The 22,699-nt window shown below is 72.6% G+C and carries 21 protein-coding genes; 9 read left to right on the top strand and 12 right to left on the bottom strand.

Going from position 1 to position 22,699, the window contains the following annotated elements; genetic code table 11:
• The first annotated feature begins 57 nt into the window (after nt 1–57).
• Nucleotides 58–1,281 carry an efflux RND transporter periplasmic adaptor subunit gene (locus tag KBB57_RS09560; RefSeq protein WP_290749176.1) on the top strand — a complete coding sequence of 408 codons (1,224 nt, stop codon included), beginning with the start codon at nt 58–60 and terminating at the stop codon, nt 1,279–1,281.
• On the top strand, nt 1,278–4,394 hold the full coding sequence (locus KBB57_RS09565) for an efflux RND transporter permease subunit (protein ID WP_290749179.1): 3,117 nt from the start codon (nt 1,278–1,280) through the stop codon (nt 4,392–4,394). Before KBB57_RS09560 ends, KBB57_RS09565 begins: the two co-directional genes overlap by 4 nt.
• Nucleotides 4,395–4,720: 326 nt before the next feature.
• Here the strand turns inward: KBB57_RS09565 and KBB57_RS09570 are convergent, their stop codons facing one another.
• The 4 genes from KBB57_RS09570 to KBB57_RS09585 all read right to left on the bottom strand — a co-directional run bounded on the left by KBB57_RS09570 (nt 4,721) and on the right by KBB57_RS09585 (nt 6,634).
• The gene (locus tag KBB57_RS09570; protein ID WP_290749180.1) at nt 4,721–4,897 is read right to left on the bottom strand and encodes a hypothetical protein; all 177 of its coding nucleotides are present in this window, start codon (nt 4,895–4,897) and stop codon (nt 4,721–4,723) included.
• Between the two features lie 284 nt (nt 4,898–5,181).
• Nucleotides 5,182–5,934, bottom strand: coding sequence for a sulfotransferase family protein (locus KBB57_RS09575; RefSeq protein WP_290749182.1), 753 nt, complete (start codon nt 5,932–5,934; stop codon nt 5,182–5,184).
• The gene (locus tag KBB57_RS09580; RefSeq protein WP_367272671.1) at nt 5,931–6,368 is read right to left on the bottom strand and encodes a very short patch repair endonuclease; all 438 of its coding nucleotides are present in this window, start codon (nt 6,366–6,368) and stop codon (nt 5,931–5,933) included. Before KBB57_RS09580 ends, KBB57_RS09575 begins: the two co-directional genes overlap by 4 nt.
• On the bottom strand, nt 6,365–6,634 hold the full coding sequence (locus KBB57_RS09585; protein WP_290749185.1) for a DUF2312 domain-containing protein: 270 nt from the start codon (nt 6,632–6,634) through the stop codon (nt 6,365–6,367). Before KBB57_RS09585 ends, KBB57_RS09580 begins: the two co-directional genes overlap by 4 nt.
• A 103-nt stretch (nt 6,635–6,737) precedes the next feature.
• On the opposite strand from KBB57_RS09585, the gene KBB57_RS09590 reads away from it, so the two are divergent.
• Nucleotides 6,738–6,953 carry a hypothetical protein gene (locus tag KBB57_RS09590; protein ID WP_290749187.1) on the top strand — a complete coding sequence of 72 codons (216 nt, stop codon included), beginning with the start codon at nt 6,738–6,740 and terminating at the stop codon, nt 6,951–6,953.
• 83 nt (nt 6,954–7,036) lie between these two features.
• Here KBB57_RS09590 and KBB57_RS09595 read toward each other — a convergent pair whose 3' ends face one another.
• The 6 genes from KBB57_RS09595 to KBB57_RS09620 all read right to left on the bottom strand — a co-directional run bounded on the left by KBB57_RS09595 (nt 7,037) and on the right by KBB57_RS09620 (nt 15,124).
• A complete protein-coding gene (locus tag KBB57_RS09595; RefSeq protein ID WP_290749189.1) occupies nt 7,037–8,248 on the bottom strand; it encodes an FAD-binding oxidoreductase in 1,212 nt (403 codons plus the stop codon).
• A gap of 84 nt (nt 8,249–8,332) precedes the next feature.
• On the bottom strand, nt 8,333–9,208 hold the full coding sequence (locus KBB57_RS09600) for an alpha/beta hydrolase (RefSeq protein WP_290749192.1): 876 nt from the start codon (nt 9,206–9,208) through the stop codon (nt 8,333–8,335).
• A 244-nt stretch (nt 9,209–9,452) separates the two neighbouring features.
• Nucleotides 9,453–10,817 carry an alpha/beta hydrolase gene (locus tag KBB57_RS09605; RefSeq protein ID WP_290749195.1) on the bottom strand — a complete coding sequence of 455 codons (1,365 nt, stop codon included), beginning with the start codon at nt 10,815–10,817 and terminating at the stop codon, nt 9,453–9,455.
• Between the two features lie 20 nt (nt 10,818–10,837).
• On the bottom strand, nt 10,838–13,354 hold the full coding sequence (locus tag KBB57_RS09610) for an alpha/beta hydrolase (protein WP_290749197.1): 2,517 nt from the start codon (nt 13,352–13,354) through the stop codon (nt 10,838–10,840).
• Nucleotides 13,355–13,427: 73 nt separating this feature from the next.
• Nucleotides 13,428–13,643, bottom strand: a complete 216-nt coding sequence (locus KBB57_RS09615) for a hypothetical protein (protein WP_290749200.1) — start codon at nt 13,641–13,643, stop codon at nt 13,428–13,430.
• Nucleotides 13,643–15,124, bottom strand: coding sequence for a porin (locus KBB57_RS09620; protein WP_290749202.1), 1,482 nt, complete (start codon nt 15,122–15,124; stop codon nt 13,643–13,645). Before KBB57_RS09620 ends, KBB57_RS09615 begins: the two co-directional genes overlap by 1 nt.
• A 186-nt stretch (nt 15,125–15,310) precedes the next feature.
• Between KBB57_RS09620 and KBB57_RS09625 the strand changes: the two genes are divergently transcribed.
• Both KBB57_RS09625 and KBB57_RS09630 read left to right on the top strand, forming a co-directional pair.
• On the top strand, nt 15,311–16,594 hold the full coding sequence (locus KBB57_RS09625) for an alpha/beta hydrolase (RefSeq protein WP_290749205.1): 1,284 nt from the start codon (nt 15,311–15,313) through the stop codon (nt 16,592–16,594).
• Nucleotides 16,584–17,258 (top strand): hypothetical protein, encoded by a 675-nt coding sequence (locus tag KBB57_RS09630; RefSeq protein WP_290749207.1) that lies wholly within the window; start codon nt 16,584–16,586, stop codon nt 17,256–17,258. The genes KBB57_RS09625 and KBB57_RS09630 overlap by 11 nt, the downstream gene beginning before the upstream one ends.
• A gap of 36 nt (nt 17,259–17,294) precedes the next feature.
• On the opposite strand, the gene KBB57_RS09635 is transcribed toward KBB57_RS09630, so the two are convergent.
• Nucleotides 17,295–18,221 carry a Gfo/Idh/MocA family oxidoreductase gene (locus tag KBB57_RS09635; protein ID WP_290749208.1) on the bottom strand — a complete coding sequence of 309 codons (927 nt, stop codon included), beginning with the start codon at nt 18,219–18,221 and terminating at the stop codon, nt 17,295–17,297.
• A gap of 749 nt (nt 18,222–18,970) precedes the next feature.
• A complete protein-coding gene (xth, locus tag KBB57_RS09640) occupies nt 18,971–19,753 on the bottom strand; it encodes an exodeoxyribonuclease III (protein ID WP_290749210.1) in 783 nt (260 codons plus the stop codon).
• Nucleotides 19,754–19,886: 133 nt separating this feature from the next.
• On the opposite strand from xth, the gene purC reads away from it, so the two are divergent.
• From purC to purQ, 4 genes are read left to right on the top strand one after another with little or no spacing between them, the layout of a single operon-like run.
• Entirely contained in the window at nt 19,887–20,651 is a 765-nt protein-coding gene (gene purC, locus KBB57_RS09645) for a phosphoribosylaminoimidazolesuccinocarboxamide synthase (RefSeq protein ID WP_290749211.1), read from the top strand.
• Nucleotides 20,652–20,664: 13 nt separating this feature from the next.
• Entirely contained in the window at nt 20,665–20,904 is a 240-nt protein-coding gene (purS, locus tag KBB57_RS09650) for a phosphoribosylformylglycinamidine synthase subunit PurS (protein ID WP_290749212.1), read from the top strand.
• Nucleotides 20,904–21,941, top strand: a complete 1,038-nt coding sequence (locus KBB57_RS09655) for a zinc-dependent alcohol dehydrogenase family protein (RefSeq protein ID WP_290749214.1) — start codon at nt 20,904–20,906, stop codon at nt 21,939–21,941. Before purS ends, KBB57_RS09655 begins: the two co-directional genes overlap by 1 nt.
• Before the next feature lie 11 nt (nt 21,942–21,952).
• Nucleotides 21,953–22,636, top strand: a complete 684-nt coding sequence (gene purQ / locus KBB57_RS09660) for a phosphoribosylformylglycinamidine synthase subunit PurQ (protein WP_290749215.1) — start codon at nt 21,953–21,955, stop codon at nt 22,634–22,636.
• The last annotated feature ends 63 nt before the right edge of the window (nt 22,637–22,699 follow it).

Below are 22,699 nucleotides of genomic sequence, written 5' to 3' on the forward strand. Positions count from 1 at the left end.
TTTCGTGCCCGCAGGCTAAACTCGGGCGCGCGGCCCCGCGGCCGGAACGGAGACGGAATGCACCTCGGCAAGCAGCTCGCGCTCGCGCTGGCCATCGTCGCGGCCGCCGTCGTCGGCTGGGCCTGGTGGATGCCGGAGGCCGTGCCCCTCCTCGCCCGCCTCGGCCTGCCCACCCGCGCCGCCGCCCCCGCCCCCGAGGGCGGCGCCGGCGGCTTCGGCCGGGGCGCCGCCGGCGGGCCCGTCCTCGTCGCCGGCGCGCCGGTCGGCGAGGGCCGCGCCAACGCCCGCGTCTCGGCGATCGGCGACGGCCAGGCGCTGCGCTCCGTCGCGGTGAAGCCCCTCGATTCCGGCCGGCTCGTCGCCATCGAGGTCGCGGCCGGCGCCGTCGTCGCCCCCGGCGACCCCGTCGCCCGGCTCGACAGCGACCTCGAGGAGATCGCGCTCGAGCGCGCCAGCCTCCTCGCCGAGGACGCCGAGGCGACCTACGCGCGCGTCGCCCGCCTCCGCGGCAACGGCGCGGCCACCGACGTGCAGGAGCGCGAGGCCCGGCTGGCGCTGGAGCGCGCCCGCCTCGAGCAGCGCGACGCCGCCGTCGCCCTCGACCGCCGCGCCATCCTCGCCCCCATCGCCGGCATCGTCGGGCTGCTGCCGCTCCAGGTCGGCGCCCAGGTCGACACCGGCGACGAGATCGCCACCATCGAGGACCGCTCCAGCCTCCTCGTCGAGTTCCGCGTCCCCGAGCGCGTCGTCGGCCTCCTCGACATCGGCGCCGAGGTGACCGCCACCCCCCTCGCCCGCCCCGACCTGATCCTGACCGGCCGGGTCACCGCGCTCGACAACCGCATCGACCCGACGAGCCGCACCCTCCGCGTGCAGGCCGCGCTGCCGAACGAGGACGACCGCCTGCGCTCCGGCATGGCGTTCTCGATCGACATCCGCCTCGACGGCGACCCCTTCCCCGAGGTCGACGCCCTCGCCGTGCAATGGGACGGCGACGGCGCCTATGTCTGGGTCGGCCGCGACGCCCGCGCCGTCCGCATCCCCGTCCGCGTCGTCCAGCGCGGCGGCGAGACCGCCCTCGTCGCCGGCGCCCTCGCCCCGGGCGAGCGCGTCGTCACCGACGGCGTCCAGCGCCTGCGCGAGGGGGCGGCGCTGCGCTTCGTCGGCGACCCCGAGCCGCCCCGCCCGGTCGACCCCAAGCCGCCCGGCCCGGGCGAGGCCAAGCCGCCCCGCCCGGGCGAGGCCGAGGCGGCCGCCGCCCCCGCGGCCTCCGGCGGATGAGCGGCGCCCGCGATCCCGCGCCCCCGCAGGCGGGCGGCGGCGTCGCGCTCTTCGTGCGGCGGCCGATCCTCGCCTTCGTGCTCTCGGCGCTGATCGTCATCGCCGGCCTCGCCAGCCTCCTCGGCGTCGAGATCCGCGAGCTGCCGGACGTCGACCGCCCGGTGCTGACCGTCACCACCCAGTTCGACGGCGCCTCGCCCGAGACCATCGACCGCGAGGTCACCGCGCCCGTCGAGGGCGCCATGGGCCGCGTCCAGGGCGTGAGGTCCATCTCCTCCACCTCGCGCTTCGGCCGCAGCCGCGTCACCGCCGAGTTCGGCGACGACGTCGACCTCGACGTCGCGGCCACCGACGCCCGCGACGCCGTGGCCCGCATCCGCAACACGCTGCCCGACGAGGCCGAGGACCCGCGCATCGTCAAGGCCGACGACAACGCCGACGCGGTGATGCGCATCGGCGTCACCTCGCCCCGCCGCAGCGTCGCCGAGCTGACCGAGATGGTGGAGAACGACATCGAGGACCGGCTGATCGCCGTCCCCGGCGTCGCCGACGTGCAGGTGAACGGCGCCCGCGAGCTGCAATTCCGCGTCGACATCGACCAGCGCCAGATGGCGAGCCGCGGCCTCACCCTCGCCGAGCTGCGCGCGGCGCTGGCGAACGCCGCCTTCGACTCGCCCGCCGGCGAGATCTCCAGCCGCGACCAGAGCATCGTGGTGCGCGCCGTCGCCGCCGTGGCGACGCCCGAGGAGTTCGAGGCGATCGTCGTCCGCGACGGCGTCACCATCGGCGACGTCGCCAGCGTCACCCTCGGCCCCGACCCCGGCGCCTCGATCCTGCGCGCCAACGGCGAGACCGGGATCGGCCTCGGCATCGTGCGGCAGGCGCAGTCGAACACCCTCGACATCTCCGCCGGCGTCCGCGCCGCGGTGGACGAGCTGAACCGCATCCTGCCCGAGGACGTCAGCGTCTTCGTCACCTCCGACGAGGCGACCTTCATCACCGGGGCGATCCGCGAGGTGGCCCTCGCCCTCGCCTTCGCCGTGGCGATCGTGATCGCGGTGATCTACCTCTTCCTGCGCGACTGGCGCGCCACGCTGATCCCCGCCGTCTCGATCCCGGTGGCGCTGATCGGGACCTTCGCGGCGATCTACCTCGTCGGCTTCTCGGTCAACATCCTCACCCTCCTCGCCCTCGTCCTCGCCACCGGCCTCGTCGTCGACGACGCCATCGTCGTCATCGAGAACATCGTCCGCCGCCGCGCCGGGGGCATGGGCCCGCGCGCCGCCGCGGTGATCGGCACGCGGCAGGTGTTCTTCGCCGTCGTCGCCACCACCGCGACGCTCGCGGCGGTCTTCGTGCCGATCTCGTTCCTGCCCGGGCAGGCGGGCGGGCTCTTCCGCGAGTTCGGCTTCACGCTCGCCATCTCCGTCGTGCTCTCCGCGCTGGTGGCGCTGACGCTCTGCCCGGTCATGGCGGCGCGCTTCCTGCGCGAGGCCGACATCGCGCCGCGCGGCGGCCCGGTCGCCGCGCTCGGCCGGGCGCTGGCCGCGTTCTACCGGCGCACGCTGCACTGGGCGCTCGGCGCGCCGCTGGTGGTGATCGCCGTCTGCGCGCTCCTCGCCGCCACCGCCTGGCTCGCCTTCGGGTCGGTGAAGCGCGAGCTGACCCCGCCCGAGGACCGCGCCGTGGCGCTCGCCTCGGTCACCGCGCCGCAGGGCGTCTCGCTCGACTACACCACCGCCCGCATGGCCGAGATCGAGGACCGCATCGCGCCGCTGCGCGCCTCCGGCGAGGTCACCAACGTCTTCCTGATCGCCGGCGTCGCCGACCAGCCGAACCGCGGCTTCATCGTGCTGACGCTCGCCGACTGGGCCGACCGCGCCCGCAGCCAGGCCGAGATCGTCGCCGACGTGAACGCCGCGATGCGCCAGGTCGTCGGCATCCAGGCCTTCGCCATCCAGCCGAACTCGCTCGGCATCCGCGGGGCGGGGCGCGGCCTGCAATTCGCCGTCCTCGGCTCGAGCTACCCCGCCATCGCCGCCGAGGCCGAGAAGCTCGCCGAGCGGATGCGGCAGGAGGCGTCCGTCTTCGACGAGGTCTCGATCAGCTACGAGCCGAACCAGCCGCAGCTCTTCGTCGAGGTCGACCGCCGCCGCGCCTCCGACCTCGGGATCGAGATCGACGGGCTGGGGCAGGCGCTGCAGGGAATGCTCGACGGCGCCAAGGTCGCCACCGCCTTCATCGACGACGCGAGCTACGACGTGCGCATGGTCTCGACCTCGACGCCGGTCAACGACCCCTCCGACCTCGAGAACATCTTCGTGCGCACCGCCGGGGGCGCCATGGCGCCGATCTCCACCATCGTCTCGCTCGAGGAGCGCGCCGTGCCGCCGGAGCTCGGCCGCGAGCAGCAGAGCCGCGCCGTCTCGGTGACCGCGACGCTGCATCCGGGCGTCGCGCTCGGCGACGCGCTCGGCATCGCCGAGGGGCTGGCGGCCGAGGTGCTGCCCGCGGGGACGCGCATCGTGCCGCTCGCCGAGGCGGCGACGCTCGCGGAGACCAACTCCGCCCTCCTCGTGACCTTCGGCGTGGCGATCCTCGTGGTGTTCCTGGTGCTCGCGGCGCAGTTCGAGAGCTTCGTCAGCGCCGTCATCGTCATGGCGACGGTGCCGCTCGGCCTCGCCTGCGCGGTGTTCGCGCTGCTGATGACCGGGACGAGCCTCAACCTCTACAGCCAGATCGGCATCGTGCTCCTCGCCGGGGTGATGGCGAAGAACGGCATCCTGATCGTCGAGTTCGCCGACCAGTTGCGCGACGACGGCCGCTCCGTGCGCGAGGCGATCGAGCAGGGCACGCTGATCCGCCTCCGCCCGGTGATGATGACGATGGCGGCGACGGTGCTCGGCGGCGTGCCGCTGATCTTCGCCCACGGGGCGGGGGCGGAGGCGCGCGAGGCGCTCGGCTGGATGATCGTCGGCGGCCTCGGCATCGCCACGCTGGCGACGCTCTACGTCACGCCGGTCGCCTACCTGCTCCTCGCCGGCCTCGCCCGGCCCCGCGCCGCCGAGACCCGCCGCCTCGCCGACGAGCTCGCCGCGGCGGCGGGGCCGTAGTCGGGCAGCGTCGCGGAAGGAAAACGCCCGGCCGGAAGCAGGTCGCGCCGGTGACGCCAGACGGATTTGACCCGTGGCAAATCCGTCCGCGATCGCCCCTCGGGGGGCGAGCGCGATTCCGCGCTCGCCGGGGCGCTCACGGACGGATTGCGCGCAACGGGGAAATCTGAACCCCTGACGGCCTCCGCGCCACCGCGCTCCAGCCGTCGGCGCGGCGAAAGCCGTGCTTTCGCTTGTCGCGCCGTGGCCTCGCGGGCAAGCCCGCTTCGGTCGGCCGGCTACCGGGGACCGAACGTGCGTCCGAGGCTGTTCCCCGGCCTCACCAGTCAGGCCGCGCTGCGCTGCGCGACCTCGGCCGGGAAGACCACCGGCTCGATGGCGCGGGCGAGCCGCTCGGCCAGGGCCTCGATCTCGCTGGCGGGAAGCTGGGCAAGGAGGCGGTGCTCGCCGAGCTCCTCCTCCAGCACGGCGCGCAGCCGCGCCGGGGCGTCGTGATGGGTCATGTCTGCTCTCTCCGTTTTTCGGTTTCGCGCGCTTCCGCGCGCCCACCTTCGCATATGCAACATATCACGCTGCATCGCACAATGAAACCGCCCCGGCCCCGCAGGCGCCACAAGGTGAACGTCGTCCGCGCCGCCTCCTTCGGCGTCGGCGGCGTGGCCATCGGCGAGACTGCCCGCTCGCGACACGCCGAGGCCGCCTCGCACGGGGTTACAGAATCATGACTCTCGTTTATTATCAGTCACATGCCCCCTTCGCACATGTGCGAAGTTCGCGGGCGGCGGCGTCACCCCCCGAGCCGCGGATACCCGAAGGCGGCGAAATCGGCCGCATAGACCGCCTCGACGATCCGCCGGGTCTCGGCGTCGTAATGCTCCGCGATCCGCGCCGTCGCGCCGGTGGGCGGCGGCCCCGCCCGCTCGACGGCGCCGCCGGGCGCGCCGATCGCCGCGAGGATGCGCGCGAGGTCGGCGTCCAGCGTCTCCACCCGCCCGACGATGTCGAGCCGGTCGGCGAGGCCGGTGATCCGGGTCTGCCGCATCCAGTGGGCGTTCTCCGCCTCGCCCCCCGCCGCGAGATAGCGGCAGAAGCCGCGGAAGCTCACCCGTCCCCCGTCGAACCCGGCCACCCGCTCGCCGAAGCGGTCGAGATGCTTGTCGCCCTCGCGGAACTTGTTGAGGTAAGCCGAGAGCGTCCGCGCATAGGGGTCGCGCACCACGGTGAAGATCAGATACCCCCGCAAGGCCGGCAGGTCGCGCAGCCGCAGGTCGCCCAGATGCGTCACCCGGGTCTTGGCGGCGGCGAGGTCGTCGAGGCTCACCCCGGGCTCGGGAAACCGCTCCGCCAGCGCCCGGAACACCGTGCTGTTCGCCGCCTTCGGCACCCGGAGATACACATAGCGCCCGGCCCGCGACACCATGCTGCGGTCGTCGAGGATCGGCAGCGGCTGCCCCCAGAGCCGCGGCCGCAGCACGTAGTAGGGCCGGCGCAGGAACCGCCCCAGCGCCCGCACCCGCCGGGCTGGGGCCTCGCCGCTCACCCCGCCCGCCCCGGCGGTCCGAGGAACGCCGCGAGCCCCGCCGCCAGCCCGGCGCGGTCCCGCAGCCCGCATTCCCACACCACGAGGCTCCGCCACCCGCCCGCCGCCAGCGCCGCCGCCGCCGCCGCGTCGCGCGCCCGGTTCCGCTCGATCTTCGCCGCCCAGTATTCCGCGTTCCGCCGCGGCGCCCGCGCCCCCCGGGCGCAGTCGTGGCCGTGCCAGAAGCAGCCATGCACGAAGACCGCCGCCCGCCGCCCGGGAAACACCAGGTCCGGCGTCCCCGGCAGGTCGGCCCGGTGCAGGCGGAACCGGTAGCCCATGGCGTGGAGCAGCCGCCGCACCGCCATCTCCGGCCCCGTGTCGCGCCCCCGCACCGCGCGCATCGTCCGGCTGCGCGCCGCGTCCGGGGCCGCGATGGGGGGCAGCGCGCTCACATGCCGAGCGCTTCGCGGTAGAGCTGGAGGATCGCCTCCTCCTCGCTCACGTCCTGCGGCTCGCGCTTGCGGAGCGCGATCAGCTTCTTCAGCACCTTGACGTCGTAGCCGCGCCCCCGCGCCTCGGCGAGGACCTCCTTGGCCTGCTCGGCGATGGCCTTCTTCTCGGCCTCCAGCCGCTCGATGCGCTCGACGAGCTGGCGCAGCTCGGCGGCGGTGACCTTGTACTGGACGGTCGCGCCCTCGTCCTCGACGATGTCTTCCATGGAATCCTGTCCCCGGGGGAGTTCGGCCGGGGTTCTACCGGCCGGCCCCGGCCCGGGCAAGCGCGGGTTGCGCCCGCGCCGCGCCCGGCCTATGGGGCGGCCCATGACCGCGCTCGTCGTCCTCGGGATCGTCGTCGTCGCCGCCGGCCTCGCCGGCCTCGGCCACTGCATCCGCACCGGCTACGCCATCCGCCGCGACAAGCCCGCCCCCGAGGTCGCCCGCGCCCGCCTGCAACGCCTGGTCGCCGTCAACCTCGCCTCCGTCGCCGCCGCCGCCCTCGGCCTGATGATGGTGGTGATGGGCCTCACCCTCGGCTGACCCTCGCGTTCGCGGGGCGACTGCCCTGTCCCCGGCCGGGAATCGAGCCCCGGCGCGCGCCGGCCTCGGGCCGAGGGGGCGGCTCAGTCGGGGAAGGCGAAGAGCCCGGCGTCGCGGTCCTCGCGCCCGGTCGCCCAGGCCACGGCGAGCTCCGCGGCGAGGCGCGAGAAGGTCACCCCGTTGCCGCCGTAGCCCATCACCGCGAAGAGCCGCGGCGAAGCGGGCACCGGCCCGATCCGCGGCAGCCCGGTCGTCGTCGTCCCGAAGGCCCCGGCCCAGGCGAATTCCGGCGTCGCGTCGATCCCGGGCAGGAGCCGCGACAGCTTCGCCGAGATCCGCGCCACCTTGTCGGGGATCGCCGCGTCGCGCCGCGCCTCGTCCTCGAAGGGCTCGTCCTCGCCGCCGCAGATCACCCGCCCGTCCGGCGTGGCGCGCAGGTAGAGATAAGGCTCGGACGCCTCCCACATGAACGCCTCCCCGGGCCAGAGCCGGCGCCGCTGCCGCCGCGTCGCCATCGCCCAGGTCGAGATCACCTCGTGCCCCTTGCCCGGCGCCGGCCCGGCCAGCTCGTAGCCGGTGGCGAGCACGACATGGCCGACCGAGATCACCGGCCCGCCCGCGGTCGCCACGGCGACGCCGCTCCGCCCCGCCTCGAAGGCGACGGCCTCGGCCGGCGCATAGGCCCGCGCGCCCCGGGCCAGCGCGGCGAGGAGGAGGCGCGCCGTCAGCTTGCGCGGGTCGAGGGCGAGGTTGCCGCGGCTGACGATCGCCCCCTCGCGCTCGATCCCCCAGGCCTCGCGCAGGGGGGCGGCGGTCAGGTAGTCGGCATGGAGCCCGATCGCGCGGCGCGCCTCCGCCTCGGCGCGGAGCGCGGCGCCGGTCAGCAGGTTGCCGGCGAGGTAGAGCGAGGCGCGCTCGGCGAGGTCGCAGGCGATCCCCAGCGTCTCGATCCGCGCCTTCAGGGCCGCCACGGCGAGGCGCGAGCGCGCCCAGGCCCGCGCCGCCACCTCGGCGCCCAGCATCCCGCCGAGCCCGGTCAGCGGCGTGTCGATCTCGAACTGCACCAAGGCCGTCGTCGCGGGCGTCGAGCCGCGGAGCGGCCCGCGCCGGTCGATCATGATGACGGACAGCCGCTCGGCGGTCAGCGCCTCCGCGGCCATCGCCCCGGAGATGCCCATGCCGACGACGAGCACGTCCGCCGCCACGTCCCGCGTCAGCCGCGCCGTCAGCACGCGCGGCGCGCGGTAGGCCATCCAGACCGGCCGCCCCGTCCTCAGGTCAAGCTGTCGCTCCATCGCGCGGAGGCTAGCGCGCGCGCCGACGCCGGCAAGGCGCCGGGCCCCGCCGGCGATCCCGCCGCCGCTGCAACGCCACCGGCGCTAGACCGGCACCCCGCCGAGGAAGCCGCCGAAGTAGCCGGCATAGAGCTCCGGCTGCTCGAGGTTCATCGAGTGCCCCACCCCGGGCGCGGTCAGCAGGCGGCAGTTCGGCATCTCCGCCGCCATGCGCCGGACGTCCGCCGCCGGGATCCAGCCGTCGAGCTCGCCCCAGAGCACGAGGTGCTCGTGGGTGAGCTCGCCCATCCGCTTCGCCACCTCGCCGCTCTCGTACTCGAGGTTGAGGTGGTGCGGCGTGCCGAACCAGATCCCCTCGGCGACCGCGAAGGTCTGGTCGACGATCCGCTCGAAGAAGGCCTGGAGCTCGCCCACCCCCTCGCGGAACCGCGGCGTGGCCCCGGGGACCAGCGTCTCGGCGAGGAACAGCGAGGCCGCCGCCGTGGCCATGCCGGCGCGCGTCACCTCGCGGCTCGCCTGCATGGCGCGGAACACCGCGATGCCGGCCGCGTCGAACTTCAGCCCCAGCGGCGTGACCGGGTCGAGCGCGAGGCAGCGCCCGAAGCGGTCCGGCTCGGCCAGCATCATCCGCGCGGCGATGATCCCGCCGGTGGAATGGGTGGCCAGATGGCAGCGTTCGATCCCGAGCCCGTCCAGCGCCGCCAGCATGTCGGCGGCGTGCTGGGCCATGGTGTAGTTGGCGAACTCCGGCTCTGACGCCGGCTTGTCGCTGTCGCCGCAGCCGCGCCAGTCCACGCCCACCACCCGCAGCCCCTCGGGGAACCAGCGGGCGGCGCGCTCGATCCAGTCCTTGCTGGCGAGGTTGCCGTGAATGAAGAGCACGGGGATGGGGCCGTCGCCCCATTCCCGCCAGGCGAGGCGCAGGCCGCCGCCGATATCGACCTTGCCGCTACGGCTCATGAGGCCTCCGGATGCATTGCGAAAGGGCCCCGCCGCGGCGGGGCCGGCACAACGGGCGGCACGCAGGCCGCCCGGCTCGACCGGGCGGGAACGCAAGGCGCCCGTCCCGGCCCGAATTCCCTGCCGCGCCCTCCGGCGAGCCCGAAGGCGCGGCGCGCCGGGGCGGCGGTCCCGGAAGGGGCCGCCGCCCACGCAGGACAGGGCGGGCGCAGGGATGGATCCCGGCCTCCCGCCCCGGCGCCTGTCACTTCGACAGCCCCGCCGGCTTGGCCGCGGGCGCCGCCCCGCCGCCGCCGCCGCCCGAGCCGGGGGCCTGGATCGAGACGAGCGCGGTGTTGTCCACGAAGGACTTCACCTGGTCGTGCAGGACGTTCGGGGCCTTGAACACGCCGTAATGGGCCGTGGGATCGGGGAAGCTGAGGAAGCCCGCCCCCGGCACCTTCCTGGCGGATTCGAGCGCGTTCTGCACCATCAGCCAGTTGTCGTTGTCGATGTGGATGACGAGCGTCCGCGCCTTGATGCGGTGCAGCTCATCGTTGATGTTGTAGTTCCAGCCGCCGGCGTTGCGGTACCAGTAGTCGTTCGGATCCTCCGACTGGGTGCGGACGAGCCAGGCCGCCGTCTGGTTGCCGGTGGGCTCCCAGAAGAAGACCTCGCGCTCGACCTGGGACCAGGGCTGCGCCGAGCGGTACTCGAAGGTGAAGCCGGTCTGCTGGAGGATCGACCACAGGAACTGGAGCCCCTGCTTCGGATGCTGGTCGGCGGGCAGGTCGTAGAAGTTGCCCCCCGTCTCCCGGTAGACCGGATCGCTCTCGATCGCCGCCTGGGCGAGGCGGAAGGTCCATTGCCCGATCGGGTCGGCGCCGTCCGAGGCGGTGGTGCCGCCGATCGGCATGATGGCGTCGACGAAGCCCGAGGGCGAGTACATCACCCCCCAGACCCAGCTCTGGGTCGCCCCCATCGAGGCGCCGAAGGCGAGATCGACGTTCGCCACGTTCAGGTGGTCGCGCAGGAGCTGATAGTTCGCCTGCACCATGTCGAAGTAGCTGTATTGCGGGAATTTCCGCCCCAGCCCCTCCGAGGGCTTGGACGCGCCCCAGAGGCCGATCGCGTCGAGGAAGACGACGTAGTACTTGTTGGTGTCGATCACGAGGCCCGGCCCGATCACCGGCGTGCCGCCGGCCAGCGCGTTCGAGGCCATGGGGGCCCAGATCGAGAAGCTGGCCGCCGAGTCGCCCGAGTAGTGGGGGCTGACGATCACCGCATTGATGATCTCGCCCTTCTCGTTGCGGATCGGGGTGCCCATGTCGATGTAGGCGGTCTTGAGCGGCCCCATCCCGAGGCTCTCGAGCGTCGTGCCGCCGTCGCCGCCGTCGCGCCAGGTCTCGGGATCGGCGTCGAGGTCGTAGGTCCCGCCGATCCGGAAGTTCGGGATGTCGTAGTACTTCTTGAGCGAGGCGAGGGTGGGCACGCTGGAGGCGGGCGTCCACGTCTCGATCGGCGGCGGGGCGGCGCTGCGCGACAGCATGTCGGCGCGTGCCGACGGCGCGAAGGCGAGCGTCCCGAGCAGGGCCGCGAGGGCGAGGGTCTTGAGCGAGGGCGTGTTCATGGCTTGGGTTCCCCTGCGCATCACTTGGAGAGGCCCGCGGGCTTCTCGCCCGCGCCGACATTGCCCGGACCTCCGGCCGTCGCCGCCAGGGTCAGGCCGTTGACGAGGGCGTCGATCACGTCGGGCGAGACGGCGTTGACCCGTCCGGTCCGCATGAAGTCGGTGGCGTCGCGGGCGAACTCATAGGGCACGTCCGTGTGGATGAAGTGCCCCACGCCGGGATAGAGCTTGGTCTCGACCGGATTGCCCGCGTCCTGCATCCGCTGCTCGAAGGGGATGATCACCTCGTTCGCCATGTCGGTCAGGCCGTTGAGGGCGGTCGACGGGATGAAGGGCTCCTGGGCGCCGAAGGCGAGGAAGATCGGCGCCTTGATCTGCGGCAACCGGTTGAAGAGGCTGTTCTCGTCGCCCTTCACCAGCTCCTTGCCGATCGAGTAGACGTCGAAGATGAAGGCGAAGACCCACTGCTCGAACTCGTCCGGGTTGCCGGTGATCATCGCCACGCGCTGGTCGGTGTGCAGGCGCGCATACTCGGTGTCGCGCTTGAAGTAGCCGAACGGGCTCGGGCTGACCGCGCCGGTGACCGGGTCGCGGGTCTGGAAGTGGAAGAAGTCGCGCACGCCTTCGGCGGTGCGGCTGCGCTCGCCGTCCAGCATCCCGGTCGGGCCCCAGACCTGCTCCCAGAGCGCCTTGTCGTTGTCGATCGCCGGGTCGAACAGGTGGTAGGACTGCCCGCCGAACTCGACCGACTCGGGGAACTCCTCGAGCCCGGCCGGGCCTTCGAGGATCAGCCCTTCGACCGCCTCGGGCCAGCTCAGCGCATAGCCGAGCACGATCTGCCCGCCCATGGAGTGGCCGAGGTAGTAGGCCTTGTCGATGCCGAGCTGGTCGACGATCACGTGGTGGAAGGCGACCCGGATGTCCTGGAGCGAGCGCGCCGGGTTCTTGCCGAGGTTGCCGGGGCCGGAGAGGCCGTAGTCGGGGGCGTCGAGCGCCACCACGCGGTAGCCCTGCTCCACGGCGAACTTGATCAGGTAGCCGTAGTGCGAGGCGAAGGCGCCCTTGCCGTGGACGACGACGAGCGTCTTCTGGTCGGGGATGTTCGGGCAGGCCACGTCGAAGTAGCCGATCTCCCATTCGATCCCGCGGTCATCGCTCGCCTTGGTGAACTTCACCGGGAAGGGATGCCGCATCTCGTCCTTCCAGAAGGACTTGCTCGGATCGGGGTTCATGTTGACCCGGGGCGAGATGTAGTCCGGCGCGTCGCAGACCTTGCCGTAGGTCGGCAGGATGCCGATGTCGTGCAGGAAGCTCGACAGCATCGGGTCGTCGTCGAGGCTGTTGAGCGCGCTGAAGACGGCGTAATGGGCGATCGGGCTGCGCTCGGTGGCGAGCTGGGCGCCCGGGATCAGGCCGACGCTCTCGCGGGCCTTGTCGATGGTCAGCCACTGGTCGTTCTCGATGTGGATGACCATGGTGCGCGGCTCGTAGTCCGGCAGGTATTCGTTGATGTTGTGCCGCTCGCCGACCTCGACGCGGTACTTGAGGTCGACCGCGTCGAACAGCCGGCCGAGCGCCATCACGCCGTCGCCGAAGCCGGGCTCGGGCGGATCCCAGGCGAAGACGTCGCCCTTGACCGCGTCCCAGCCCAGCGACTGGCGATGTGCGAGGTCGTAGCCGGTGAGCTGGAGCACCGACCAGTGGAAGGCCGAGCCCTGGATCGGATGCTGGTCCTTGGGCAGGTCGTAGTAGCGGCCCCCGGTCTTCTGCCAGACCGGGTCGCCCTCGATCCCGGCCTTGGCGTTCTGGAACGACCAGGCGGCGATCGGGGCGGTGCCGTCCGTGGCGGTGGCGCCGCCGACGGGCATGACCGCCGAGACGAACTCGGGATGCATCAGGCCCCAGACGTAGGACTGGGTCGCGCCCATCGAGACGCCGGTGGCGAGCACCACGTGGCCGACGTTCAGGTGATCGACCAGGAGGCGGTAGTTGGCCTGCACCATGTCGAAATAGCTGTAGTTGGGGAAGTCCATCCCCAGCCCGTCCGAGGGCTTGGAGGCGCCCCAGAGCCCGAGCGCGTCGACCATGACCACGTAGAAGCGGTCGGTGTCGAAGAGCTTGCCCGGGCCGATCAGCGGGCCGCCGGAGAAGGCGTTGCCGCCCTGGCCGTCGATCCAGTTGAAGTACATCGACGTCGCGTCGCCCGAGTAGAAGCTCGAGATGACGATGGCGTTGTCGATCTTGCCGTCGGGCCCCTCGTGGGGCGTGCCGACGGCGATGTAGGCGGTCTTGAGCGGCCCCGCGTCCAGGCTCTCCAGCGTCTTCCCGTCGGGGGCGCCGTTCGCCCAGGCCTCGGGATTGGCGAGATCGTAGCTCCCGCCGATCCGGAAGTCCGCGATCTCGACCGTCTTCTTCAGATCGTCCAGCGCCGCGACGGCGGAGCGCGCCGTGATCGGCTCCTTCGCCTGCTGCGCGCCCGCCCCGATGGGCACGATCAGGAGCGTCGCGACCGCGACGAGCCTGGCTGTCCTCAACATGCCTTCCTCCCCCTGCGTCGGGCGGTGACGCCCTGCATTCCGCGCCGGGCCCCGGCGGGGCCCGGCTCTCGTCTCAGTATGCGCCGGTCTGCGCGTCGACCTCGGCCTGCTCGGCCGGGTCGCCCAGCGGCGTCTTGCTTCCCGCCAGCACGAAGCTGCCCTCGGGTCCCGAGAAGGCGCCCGGGCGCACCTGCATCTCGTTCGCGCCCATCTCGGGCGGGTCCACCGGCGTGATCCCGGAGCAGCCCGCCAGGACGGCGCCGACGAGGAGCGCCCAGGCCCCGCGCATCAGAACCGCACCATCAGGCCCGCCTGGTAGAGGGTCATGTCGTTGACGTCGTAGCCCGGAACGGTGAACTCGTTCTGCGTGACGCCGAAATAGGCCTCCGAGCCGATCCGGTCGATGTTCTGCGAGAAGCCGAAGCCGTAGAGCTTGAAGTCGGTGCCGTCGGCCCAGAAGTCCTCGTACTTGGAGTACTGGATGGCGAAGCCGGTGCGGCCGATGTCCCAGAAGTTCCGCGTGTAGGTGAGCTTGCCCATCCAGGTGGTGGGCTCGTTGTCGAGGTCGTCGAAGCTCATCGTGGCGTACTGGATCGCGGCGCCGATGCCGTTCCACCACTGGTCGCTCGTCAGCACCAGCGAGCCCGAGGCGCTGATGCCGTCGAAGCCGCCGTCGGAGGCGTCGGTCCACCAGCTCGCGCCGGCGGCCATCCGCGCCCAGTCGGTCTGGCCGGCATAGCGCAGCGCGACGTCGTAGCGCTCCTCGGTGCCCGCCGAGCCCGAAAGCTGGAAGCCGTTCCAGACCGGCGTGTTGTAGCGCACGCGCACCAGGCGGCTGAGGCCGTCGAGGTTGTTGCCGAGGGTGAAGACGTTGAGGAAGTTCCCCGAGGCCACGGAGAAATCGCCGAGCGCGGCCTCGTACTCCTCCTCCGACGCATAGTCGTCGCGGTTCGGCGGGGTCCGCCGAGGGATATAGTCCGTGCTCTCGCCGTTCGCCGTCGGCAGCATGCCGCCGAAGGCGAAGGTCTGGCCCGACCACATCGGCGTGGTCACACCGGTGATGTCCATCTCCGAGGTGCCGTCCGAGGCCATCCAGCCCTGGCCGATGAAGAACGACCCGTAGCGGTTGTTGCTCAGGCCGACCTCCAGGAGTCGCAGGTTGAAGGTTCGGTTGATCGAATCCGACACCGACTGCTCGAGCTGGCTGACGTCGAGCGAGCCGTTGACCGGCCACTCGAACTCGAAGAGCGCCAGCGCCTGGGTCTCCTCGAGCGCATTGGATTCGCCGAGGAAGCGGAAGCGCGAGGAGGCGTTCTCGTTGTCGACCTGGTAGAGGTCGGTCGAGAGCCCGTCGTCGACGGTGTTCAGCGACCGGTTGATCTGGCCGGAGAAGGTCAGCCGCACGTTCGGGTTGCCGGTCGCCATGACGTTGGTCTCGCGGCCGTCCGGCAGCGCGCCGTAGAACGGATGCCCCGCCACGCCGGGCGAGGGCGGGGTGCGCAGCAGCCCCTGCATCGACGGCGCGACCCCTGTCGCCTCCGCCACCGCCACCTGCTGGGCGCCGGACGACGCCCGGACCTGCGGCGCCGGCGCCGCCGCGACCTGGCGGATCTCGCGCGCCTGCTGGGTCTGCTCCACCTTCATCGACTGGATCTCCTGCATCAGCAGGTTCACCTGCGCCTCGAGCGCGGCGATGCGGGCTGCCTGGTCCTGGGCCAGCGCCGGAAGCGGCGCAGCCGCGGCGATGGCCAGGATGGACGCGGCAAACATCTGCCGACGACCACCCGAGAACGGATGCTCTGTCATCGTGTCCCTCACGTTCTGCGCGAATTATGTTTCTTATCTGGCGCGCAACCAGAAAGTTACTGTCGCGGAAATTGCAGGGGCTCCCGGGATGTGTCAACTGGTTTCCAACCCGCTGCGCCGTCGCGCGGTAATTGTGAACGGAGGGGCAGAATGCCGTCAGCTTTGGTCGGGGGACATCGTGTCACATTTCGGCTGGACGGTCCGGAGGAGGGGCCGGTCTTTGCGTTTGTAAACGGTTTGACCCAATATTCCGACCTCTGGGCCGCCTATGCGCAGCACCTCTCGGCACGCGGGATGCGCGTCCTGCGATTCGACATGCTCGGACAGGGCGAATCCGACAAGCCCGCCCTCGGGGTGCGATTCGAGGACCACTGGCGGACGCTCGACGGCATCCTCGACCATCTCGGCGTCGCGCAGGCCCATGTCGCCGGCATCTCCTTCGGCGGCACGGTCGCGGTGCAGTTCGCGGTGGAGCGCCCCGAGCGCTGCGCCTCGCTCGTCGCGATGAGCTGCTTCGCCGAGATGCCGCCGCAGCTCTACATGATGGGCTGCGGCCTCTACGAGGCGCTGGTGCAGGTCGGGCTGCCGGCGCTGCAGCGCTGGCTGATGCCGATGAACATGAGCGACGAGTGGCTGGAGGCCAACCGCGAGGCCCTGCCGGAGATGATGCGCAAGGGCTACGCGATCAACGACCTCTTCGCGCTGCAGAACCTGATGGAATCGGTCCAGGACTTCGGCTCGATCACCGACCGGCTCGACCGGATCGCCTGCCCGACGATGATCCTGAACGGCGAGTTCGACTTCTTCACCCCGCGCAAGTGCCACGAGGTGCTGCGCCAGGGCATCGCGCGCTCCCGGCTCGTCATCGTCCAGCACGCCTATCACGCCTACACGCTCGAGCATCCCGCCGTGACCATGCGCCTGATCGACGCCTTCCTCGACCACGTGGCGGCCGGCACGTGGCCCGGCGACCGCACGGTCTGGATCGCCAGCGACGATCCCGCCTCGGCCGAGCCCTGGTTCCCCTGCGCCGGCGACCACCTCCGCGCGATCCCCCTGCCCCCGCCCGCCGCCGCCGGCCTTCCGGCCCCGGCCGCCGCGCCCGTCCCGGCGGCGTCCGCTGCGGCGCCGGCCCCGGCGTCAGCGGGCGCGACCGCTCCCGCGTCAGCCCCGGCGCCAGCGGCCGAGCCCGCTGCGGCGTCAGCCCCGGCGCCAGCGGCCGGGCCCGCTGCGGCGTCGGGCGAGGCGTCGGCGCCGGCGTCCGGCAAAGCGTCCGCTCGGGCTCGGACCTCGCGCAAGGCGTCCGCCCCGGCGTCGGCCGCCGCCTCCGCTCCACCCGCCCCGGCGGCCGCGCCGCCGGGGGAGCCCCCCGCGCCCAGACGCGCGCCGCGACCCCGCAAGACCCCTGCCCGGAGGACCGCAGATGCATCTTGATCAATACGACCGCATCCGCGCCCGGATCGCCGCCGAAGGGCTGACGCCGGCGATCGAGACCCAGATCGCGCTCTTCGTCTGCGCCACCAAGGCGATCAACCTGCCCTTCCTCGCCCTCGCCGGCGCCGCCGTGCCCCCCGCCGCCGCCTGGCCCGCCATGTTCGGCGGCGGCGGCGACGCGAATGGCCCGGCGGGGGTGGTCTGGCAGTATCTCAACAGCCAGCTCTTCCGCGAGAGCGAGGCGGTGACGCTGCTCTGCCGGATCACCCGCTGGTCGCCCGACCCGCTGGTCTACATGCGCAGCGCCCAGCTGGTCGCGCCGCTCTCCGCCGAGGCCGCCCGCTCGGGGTTCTCCCGCGCCGGCGTCTCGGGCCGGGCGGGCGGCGGCGAGACGCTGGGGATCGAGGCGCTGGCCTTCGGCTACGCCCTCCTCGCCACCGTGCGCCTCGCCCCGGCGCTGCCCGCCGAGGACGCCGCCGCCCCCTTCGCCGTGGCGCTCGCCCGCATCGAGCAGGAGAACGGCCGGCTGCTGCAGACCCAGATCCGGCTCCTCAAGGACGGCTACGCCCAGATCCCGCAGGAGGAGCGCGAGGCGATCATCGCCGCCAAGATCGAGCTGGTCAGCGGCGTCTTCGACCGCTTCCTCGACGCCCTCGCCGGCTGAACCGCCGGGGCCGGCCCCCGGCAGGGGGAGGCGCGCTCAGTCGTGGAACGGCTCCACCTCGCGGCGGCGCCCGAGCAGGAAGGCGTCGGCGACCTGCACGAGGGGCGCGAGGTCGACGTCGGAGCGGCCGGCGGCGACGAGGGCGAGGAACTCGGCGTAGAGGGTGCGGTACTCGCGATCCTCGGCGTCGATCGGCGCGACGCCCGCGCCCGCAAGGCGCGCGCCCCCGGCGGAGAGCGTCAGCTCGCCCTCCGCCGTGTCGGCCGCGATGTCCCAGATCTGCGGCCCGGCCTGCCGCCAGTCGAGGTCGGCCGTCACCGGCGCGCCGCCTGCCGTGCGGAAGGCGAGCCGCGCCGCGATCGGCGCCGCGCGGTTGGCGGGGAAGTCGAGATCGGCCGAGACGAGGCGCATCGGCTCGGGCAGGATGCGGGTGACGATCGAGAGCGCGTTGATCCCCGGATCGAAGACCCCGAGCCCGCCCGGCTCCCAGATCCATTGCTGCCCGGGATGCCAGCGCCGCACGTCCTCCTTCCAGGTCACCCGCATGCCGCGCAGGCCCCGGGCGGCGAGGAGCGCCCGCGCCGGCTCCACCGCGGCGGCGGCGCGCGAGTGCCAGGTCGCGAAGAGCGTGACGCCCTGCGCCGCGGCGAGCGCGGCCAGCGCCTGGACCTCGGAGACCGTGGCCCCCGGCGGCTTCTCCATCATCACGTGCTTGCCGGCGAGGAGCGCGGCGCGGACCTGGTCGAAGCGCCCGACCGGCGGCGTGCAGACCGAGACGGCGTCGACCCCGGCGCCCGCGTCGGCGAGCAGCGCGCCCACGTCCGGCCAGTGCGGCAGGCCGGGCAGCGCCGCGTTGCGGCTGGCGACGCCGGCGAGCTCCGCGCCTTCCGTCGCCGCGATGGCCGGCAGGTGCTGGTCGCGGGCGATCTTGCCGAGCCCCACGATCGCGATGCGCAACGTCACGTCGTCCCCTCCCGCTCGGCGCATCCTTTCCGGGCGGGGCGCCGTCCCGCGGCCCCGGTGATAGCCGAGGCCGCGGCGCGGGGGAACGGGGTCCGGCGCGGGGCCTGGCCGGCGCGTCCCGGAACCTCGCGCGCCCCTGCTCACGGGGGGTGTTCACGCGTGAAAATTCGCTAAGCCACTGATTTATGGTAGAGGTTAATGCGAGCTTGCCGCGTTTTTCGCGCTGCACGACAGTGGAGAGGAAGCCCGGCCCGAGGCTGGCCGCGACGCCGACGCCAGACGGATTTGACCCGTGGCAAATCCGTCCGCGATCGCCCCTCGGGGGGCGAGCGCGATTCCGCGCTCGCCGGAGCGATCACGGACGGATGGCGTGCTTCCGGAGAAATCTGCGCCCCTCACGGCTTCCGCGCGCAACCGCGCTCCAGCCGTCGGCGCGGCGAAAGCCGTGCTTTCGCCTGTCGCGCCGGGCCTCGCGGGCAAGCCCGCTTCGGTCGGTCAGTCGGCGCGCGCGCCCGTGGATCCAGCAGAGCAGACAGGTGTCGTGCAGTGTGCGGGTTTTTCGCGCTGCGCGACGGTGGAAAGGACGCCCGGCCGGAAGCGGGCCGCGACGGTGAAGGCAGACGGATTTGACCCGTGCGCCACCGCGCTCCAGCCGTGCTTTCGCTCGCGGGCGTCGTCATGGGACGCACCTCACCGCCCGGCAGGGGCGGAAGGCCCGGGGGGCAAACCCGGACCGGACCGCCGGTTCCTCACACGTCGAGGTCGACCCAGACCGGGACGTGGTCCGAGGGCTTGTCGCGGCCGCGGACCTCGGCGTCGATGCCGCAGGCGACGAGCCGGTCGGCGGCCTGCGGGGTCAGCAGCACGTGGTCGATGCGGATGCCGTGGTTCTTCGGCCAGGCCCCGGCCTGATAGTCCCAGAAGGTGTAGAGCCTCGGCTCGGGATGGGTAACCCGCACCGCGTCGGTGTAGCCGAGGTTGAGGATCCGACGCCACGCCGCCCGCGTCGGCGGCAGGAACAGCGCGTCCCGCTCCCAGACCCGCGGGTCGTAGCAGTCGATCGGCTCGGGGATGACGTTGAAGTCGCCGAGCAGCGCCGCCGTCTCCTCCGCGGCGAGGAGCGCCTCGGCCCGGGCCTGCAACCGCGCCATCCAGGCGAGCTTGTAGTCGTATTTCGGCCCCGGCGCCGGGTTGCCGTTCGGCAGGTAGAGCCCGCAGACCCTGAGCGCCGCCGCCTCGCCGACCACCGTCGCCTCGATCCAGCGCGCCTGGTCGTCGCCGTCGTCGCCGGGAAGCCCGCTCGTCACGTCCTCGAGCGGCAGCCGCGACAGGATCGCGACGCCGTTGAAGCCCTTCTGCCCATGGGTCGCGACGTTGTAGCCGCGCTCCTCGATCTCCAGCCGCGGGAAGAGGTCGTCCGTCGACTTGATCTCCTGCAGCACGACCACGTCGGGCCGCGCGGCGTCGAGCCAGTCGAGGAGCGCGGGCAGCCGCGCCCGGGCGCCGTTGATGTTGAAGGTCGCGAGCTTCATGGCGGGCGACCCTAGGCAGGCGCGGGCCGGGGGGCAAGGCGGCTTGCTCCCGCGCGGGCCGCGGCCTATAGAGCGGGGGAAACGGGAGAGGCGGCACGGGCCGCCTTTCCCCGCGCGCTTTTCGGAGACATCCATGGCCCGGCGACGGTTGGTTTACGAGGGCAAGGCGAAGATTCTCTACGAGGGACCCGAGCCCGACACGCTGATCCAGTACTTCAAGGACGAGGCGACCGCCTTCGACGCCCAGAAGAAGGCGACGATCGAGGGCAAGGGCGTGCTCAACAACCGCCTGTCCGAGCATTTCATGACGGGCCTGAACAACATCGGCGTGCCGACGCACTTCATCCGCCGGCTCAACATGCGCGAGCAGCTGATCCGCATGGTCGAGATGATCCCGCTCGAGGTGGTGGTGCGCAACTACGCCGCCGGGTCGCTCAGCAAGCGGCTCGGGATCCCCGAGGGGCAGCAGCTGCCGCGGCCGATCATCGAGTTCTACTACAAGGACGACAGCCTGCACGATCCGCTGGTCAGCGAGGAGCACATCGTCGCGTTCAACTGGGCCGCCCAGCAGGACATCGACGACATGATCGCGCTGGCGCTGCGGGTGAACGACTTCCTGTCGGGCATGTTCCTCGGCGTCGGCATCCGCCTCGTCGACTTCAAGATCGAGATCGGCCGGGTCTACGACGGCGACTTCCAGCGGCTGATCGTCGCCGACGAGATCTCGCCGGATTCGTGCCGGCTCTGGGACATCGAGACGGGCCGCAAGCTCGACAAGGACGTGTTCCGCCACGACCTCGGCAACCTCGCCGACGCCTATACCGAGGTGGCCCGCCGCCTCGGCGTCATGCCGAAGACCAACGGGCGGACGCATACCGGGCCGAAGCTGGTGAACTGATGAAGGCCCGGACATGAAGGCCCGCGTTCACGTCACGCTCAAGCGCGGCGTCCTCGACCCGCAGGGCGAGGCCGTCCGCCACGCCCTCGGCGCGCTCGGCTTCGAGGGCGTCGAGGGGGTGCGGATCGGCAAGGTGATCGAGCTCGACCTCGCCGAGACCGACGCCGCCGCCGCCGAGGCGAGCGTCCGGGCGATGTGCGAGAAGCTCCTCGCCAACACGGTGATCGAGTCCTACGCCGTCGACCTCGCCTGATGCGCGCCGCCGTCCTTCGCGAGTACAACGCCGACCTCTCGATAGAGGCCGTCGCCGATCCCCGCCCGGAGGAGGACGGCGTCGTCCTCAAGGTGCTCGCCTGCGGGGTCTGCCGCTCCGACTGGCACGGCTGGACCGGCGAGCACCCGCGGGTGAAGCCGGGGCAGATCCCTGGGCATGAGTATTGCGGCGAGGTGGTCGAGGCCGGCCCGCGCGCGCCGTGGCGGGTCGGCGACCGGGTGGTCGCGCCGTTCATCCTCGCCTGCGGCCATTGCCCCGCCTGCCAGTCGGGCCACCAGAACGTCTGCCCCGACCAGCGCCTGCCCGGCTTCGTCGAGCCCGGGGCCTTCGCGGAATACGTGGCCGTGCCGTTCTCGCACAACCTCGCCCGGCTGCCGGAGAGCCTGTCGCCGACGCTCGCCGCCGGCCTCGGCTGCCGCGTCACCACCGCCTGGCACGCGCTGACCGGCCGCGCCGACCTCCATGCCGGCGAATGGCTCGCCGTCCACGGCACCGGCGGCGTCGGGCTCTCGACGCTGCTGATCGGCAAGGCCCTCGGCGCCCGGGTCGTCGTCGTCGACGTCGTGCAGGAGAAGCTCGACCACGCCCGCGGCCTCGGCGCCGACGCGGCGGTCGACGCCAGGGGCGGCGACACGGCCGCGGCGATCCGCGAGATCACCGGGGGCGGGGCGCATGTCTCGGTCGAGGCGCTGGGGATCGCGCAGACGACCAACGCCTCGATCGAATGCCTGCGGCCGCTCGGGCGGCACGTGCAGGTGGGAATGCCCGTCGGGCATACCGCGTTCATGGAGATCAACATGAACGCCGTCTACATGAAGAACCTCGCGCTCTACGGCACGCGCGGGATGCCGTCCTGGCGGTATCCGTCGCTGCTCGCGCTCATCGAGCAGGGGCTCGTGGACTTCTCCCCGCTGATCGCGCGGGAGATCCCGCTCGGCGGAGCCTCGGCGGAGCTGCGCGCCTTCAACGGCCCGACGCCCCCGGGGGTCGCCGTCATCACCGATTTCGCAGCCTGAGGGGGACCCGAGTGAAAGCCGGCGTGATCGTCTTCCCCGGATCGAACTGCGACCGCGACCTCGCGGTGGCGCTGCGCGCCGCCGGGGCGGAGGTGACGATGGTCTGGCACAAGGAGACGGCGCTGCCGCCGGGGCTCGACCTCGTCGGCGTGCCGGGCGGCTTCTCCTTCGGCGACTACCTGCGCTGCGGCGCCATCGCGGCGCGCGCGCCGGTGATGCGCGCCGTCGCGGACTTCGCCCAGGGCGGCGGGCACGTGCTCGGGGTCTGCAACGGCTTCCAGGTGCTGATCGAGGCGGGGCTGCTGCCCGGCGCGCTGATGCGCAACGCCGGGCTGAAGTTCGTCTGCGCGCCCGCGCCGCTCTCCGTCGGCACGCCCGACAGCGCCTTCACCCGCCGCTACGCCCGCTCCGAGACCGTGACCTTCCCGGTCGCCCACCACGACGGCAACTACGTCGCCGACCCGGAGACGCTCGCCCGGCTGGAGGGCGAGGACCGCGTCGCCTTCCGCTACCGCGCCAACCCGAACGGCTCGATGAACGCCGTCGCGGGCGTCCTCTCCGCGAACCGGCGCGTGCTCGGCCTGATGCCGCATCCCGAGCGCGCGGTGGACGCGCTCCATGGCGGCGTCGACGGCGAGCGGCTTTTCGCCGGTCTCGCCGGGGCGGCGGCGGTGGATGAGCCGCAACACGCTTGAGCGGGATCGACCCCCGGCGTAGCCTCGTCCCGATGAACGAAGCCGCCGCAGCGCCCCCCAAGC

Source organism: Amaricoccus sp. (assembly GCF_017993425.1).
Taxonomy (GTDB): Bacteria; Pseudomonadota; Alphaproteobacteria; order Rhodobacterales; family Rhodobacteraceae; genus Amaricoccus.

Bases quoted from the DNA above. Each gene is read 5' to 3' on its own strand.
- KBB57_RS09570 (WP_290749180.1), bottom strand. From the start codon at position 4,897: ATGACCCATCACGACGCCCCGGCGCGGCTGCGCGCCGTGCTGGAGGAG.
- xth (WP_290749210.1), bottom strand. From the start codon at position 19,753: ATGAAGCTCGCGACCTTCAACATCAACGGCGCCCGGGCGCGGCTGCCC.
- KBB57_RS09560 (WP_290749176.1), top strand. From the start codon at position 58: ATGCACCTCGGCAAGCAGCTCGCGCTCGCGCTGGCCATCGTCGCGGCC.
- KBB57_RS09590 (WP_290749187.1), top strand. From the start codon at position 6,738: ATGACCGCGCTCGTCGTCCTCGGGATCGTCGTCGTCGCCGCCGGCCTC.
- KBB57_RS09585 (WP_290749185.1), bottom strand. From the start codon at position 6,634: ATGGAAGACATCGTCGAGGACGAGGGCGCGACCGTCCAGTACAAGGTC.
- KBB57_RS09655 (WP_290749214.1), top strand. From the start codon at position 20,904: ATGCGCGCCGCCGTCCTTCGCGAGTACAACGCCGACCTCTCGATAGAG.
- KBB57_RS09620 (WP_290749202.1), bottom strand. From the start codon at position 15,124: ATGTTTGCCGCGTCCATCCTGGCCATCGCCGCGGCTGCGCCGCTTCCG.
- KBB57_RS09630 (WP_290749207.1), top strand. From the start codon at position 16,584: ATGCATCTTGATCAATACGACCGCATCCGCGCCCGGATCGCCGCCGAA.
- purS (WP_290749212.1), top strand. From the start codon at position 20,665: ATGAAGGCCCGCGTTCACGTCACGCTCAAGCGCGGCGTCCTCGACCCG.
- KBB57_RS09610 (WP_290749197.1), bottom strand. From the start codon at position 13,354: ATGTTGAGGACAGCCAGGCTCGTCGCGGTCGCGACGCTCCTGATCGTG.
- KBB57_RS09595 (WP_290749189.1), bottom strand. From the start codon at position 8,248: ATGGAGCGACAGCTTGACCTGAGGACGGGGCGGCCGGTCTGGATGGCC.
- KBB57_RS09565 (WP_290749179.1), top strand. From the start codon at position 1,278: ATGAGCGGCGCCCGCGATCCCGCGCCCCCGCAGGCGGGCGGCGGCGTC.
- KBB57_RS09600 (WP_290749192.1), bottom strand. From the start codon at position 9,208: ATGAGCCGTAGCGGCAAGGTCGATATCGGCGGCGGCCTGCGCCTCGCC.
- KBB57_RS09605 (WP_290749195.1), bottom strand. From the start codon at position 10,817: ATGAACACGCCCTCGCTCAAGACCCTCGCCCTCGCGGCCCTGCTCGGG.
- KBB57_RS09615 (WP_290749200.1), bottom strand. From the start codon at position 13,643: ATGCGCGGGGCCTGGGCGCTCCTCGTCGGCGCCGTCCTGGCGGGCTGC.
- purC (WP_290749211.1), top strand. From the start codon at position 19,887: ATGGCCCGGCGACGGTTGGTTTACGAGGGCAAGGCGAAGATTCTCTAC.
- KBB57_RS09625 (WP_290749205.1), top strand. From the start codon at position 15,311: ATGCCGTCAGCTTTGGTCGGGGGACATCGTGTCACATTTCGGCTGGAC.